This window comes from Paenibacillus barengoltzii NBRC 101215 (assembly GCF_004000745.1).
Classification (GTDB): domain Bacteria; phylum Bacillota; class Bacilli; order Paenibacillales; family Paenibacillaceae; genus Fontibacillus; species Fontibacillus barengoltzii.
This window is the reverse complement of sequence record NZ_BILV01000139.1, coordinates 1-2,184: the sequence shown is the minus strand read 5'-3', so window position 1 is coordinate 2,184 and position 2,184 is coordinate 1. Positions and strand designations below refer to the sequence as shown.

Sequence of the window (2,184 nt, the reverse complement as noted above, 5' to 3'; positions counted from 1 at the left end):
CCTTCATCATTATCCTTGATCTAGGCGCCGCGTCTCCTGATGGAATAGCTGGCAATGCGGACATAACAAGCAGATCTCCACCCGCTCGCCAAATATCCGCGAGATCGTCGTAATCACCTGGGCATCAGGTTCCTGAGTATGAATCAAGATCCGGTCCGGGGAGAGGGAGATCAAGGTGCTGACAATCACGTCCTCCATCTGCATCTCCTGATCGGCAATCCGCGCGATAACCCCGCCGGATGCCGGCACACGAATCGGCGTAAATTGCTCGTTCAGAATCGCAAATTCAGATTCCTGCTTATGCATCAAATGGACTAAAGGGGTCAAAGGCTCCTGGAAATACACAAAATACTGCAGCAGCCCAATAAATTCCTCATACTGCTTGTCGAGCAAAAACTCGTCTACGGCATAGTCTACAATTTCACGCAGCTTGTCCTCATAAGCCTTGAGGCGGAACCAGACGAACCCTTCTAGATGGAGCTGGGAAGAAGACTGCAAATACTCACGCAGTGCTTCTTGTACCAACGTTTTGCGTTGATCACGGGCACAGCCGGTAACCGCATCTTCGGCCAGAAGCCGGTTCACCATGTCATACACCTGCTCCGCTTCCTCGCGGGATTCAAAGCTGTAATCCCGTCGCATGACTCTGGCGGCGATCTCTGCTTCCTTCTCGCGGAGGATGTACTCTGCGATACCTTGCGACAAACAGTCAATCAGTTGTAGATCGCCAGCAGCTTGCTCCCCGCCGCTGGCTTCCGGGCATCCCATGAGCACCGCCTCCAGCATCCCGCTTGCGGCCGCTTGAAAGCGAAGCCGTACCTCACGGTTATGTAAGCTGCTGACGGCCTCCTGTAACCAAGCTTTGAACCGTTCCTCCGATTCGGCGGAACCGCAATTGACGCGTACAGTAAAAAAATCCATGAATCTGGCCCCCTTCCGCTTCCTTCTCCAAGTATATGGTGGGAAGGTAGCGGATATACGGGAACCGTTCATGGAATGAAAGGCAGTTCTGCCAGCAATATTTTAGAGTCGGATCAAGTTAGTTTTGCATAATGAAATCGCGTTCGACCGTCGTTTCTTCATCAAACACGCGCAAAATCTCATATTTTGTATTCCGTTGCGCCGGAACTTTGCCTGCGGAACGAATGATCGACAGGATCGATTCGATATTTACTTTATGGGTTGCACCGGCGGACGATACCACGTTCTCCTCAATCATCGTGCTGCCGAAGTCGTTACATCCGTATTGCAGCGACAATTTGCCGACTTCCGGACCCATCGTTACCCAAGAGGACTGCAGGTTTTTGATGTTATCCAACACAATCCGGCTGATCGCGACTGTTTTCAGATAGGATTCCGGCGTTTGCCGTTCCGCTTTCAGGTTCGTGTTGTCCGGCTGGAACGTCCATGGGATAAAGGCCAGGAATCCTTCGGACGGATACCCGTTCTGGATGCACTCATCCTGTGCTTCCCGCACACGCAGCAGATGCAGCGCCCGTTCTTCCATCGACTCGCCGAACCCGATCACCATCGTGGCGGTTGTGTTCATGCCGATTTTATGGGCCGTTTGCATCACGTCCATCCAGTCTCTCCAAGAGCCTTTCAAGCGGCTGATTTTACGACGTGTGCGGTCGTCCAAAATTTCAGCTCCGCCGCCCGGCAAGGAATCCAGACCTGCTGCATGAATCTCGCGCAAAACCTCTTCCAGCGAAAGCCCGTCGGAAACTTCCTTCATCTTCATGATTTCCGCAGGAGAGAACGAGTGCATGGTGATGTTCGGGAACCGCTCCTTAATCGCCTTCAATAAGTTTGTATAATAGCTAAAAGGTAAATTCGGGTTAGTTCCGCCCTGCATCAGAATCTCTGTGCCGCCGACGTCCACCGTTTCCTGGATTTTCTGAAAAATTACTTCGTCCGGAAGTACATACCCTTCCTCAGAACCCGGCCGGCGGTAAAAAGCGCAGAACCGGCAATATACGTCACAAATATTCGTATAGTTAATGTTCCGTCCGATCACAAACGTTGTGATCGGTTCAGGATGCTTGCGCTCCATCAAAATGTTGGCGGTATGCCCGATCTTCTCTACTTCATCCGATTCAAACAACCGGATCGTATCCTCCAAATCCAGGCGTCCGCCCTGCAGCGCTTTGCTTAATATATCGTCAATTGCAGTCATATCACTGC

The 2,184-nt window shown here is 51.6% G+C and carries 2 protein-coding genes; both read right to left on the bottom strand.

Features of this window, described 5'->3' with window-relative positions:
* Positions 1 to 9 precede the first annotated feature (9 nt).
* The gene (locus tag PBA01S_RS22455) at positions 10 to 921 is read right to left on the bottom strand and encodes a putative sporulation protein YtxC (protein WP_127576774.1); all 912 of its coding nucleotides are present in this window, start codon (positions 919 to 921) and stop codon (positions 10 to 12) included.
* A 118-nt stretch (positions 922 to 1,039) separates the two neighbouring features.
* Positions 1,040 to 2,176, bottom strand: a complete 1,137-nt coding sequence (gene mqnC / locus PBA01S_RS22450; protein WP_127576775.1) for a cyclic dehypoxanthinyl futalosine synthase — start codon at positions 2,174 to 2,176, stop codon at positions 1,040 to 1,042.
* Positions 2,177 to 2,184: the final 8 nt, after the last annotated feature.

Bases quoted from the DNA above. Each gene is read 5' to 3' on its own strand.
- PBA01S_RS22455 (WP_127576774.1), bottom strand. From the start codon at position 921: ATGGATTTTTTTACTGTACGCGTCAATTGCGGTTCCGCCGAATCGGAG.
- mqnC (WP_127576775.1), bottom strand. From the start codon at position 2,176: ATGACTGCAATTGACGATATATTAAGCAAAGCGCTGCAGGGCGGACGC.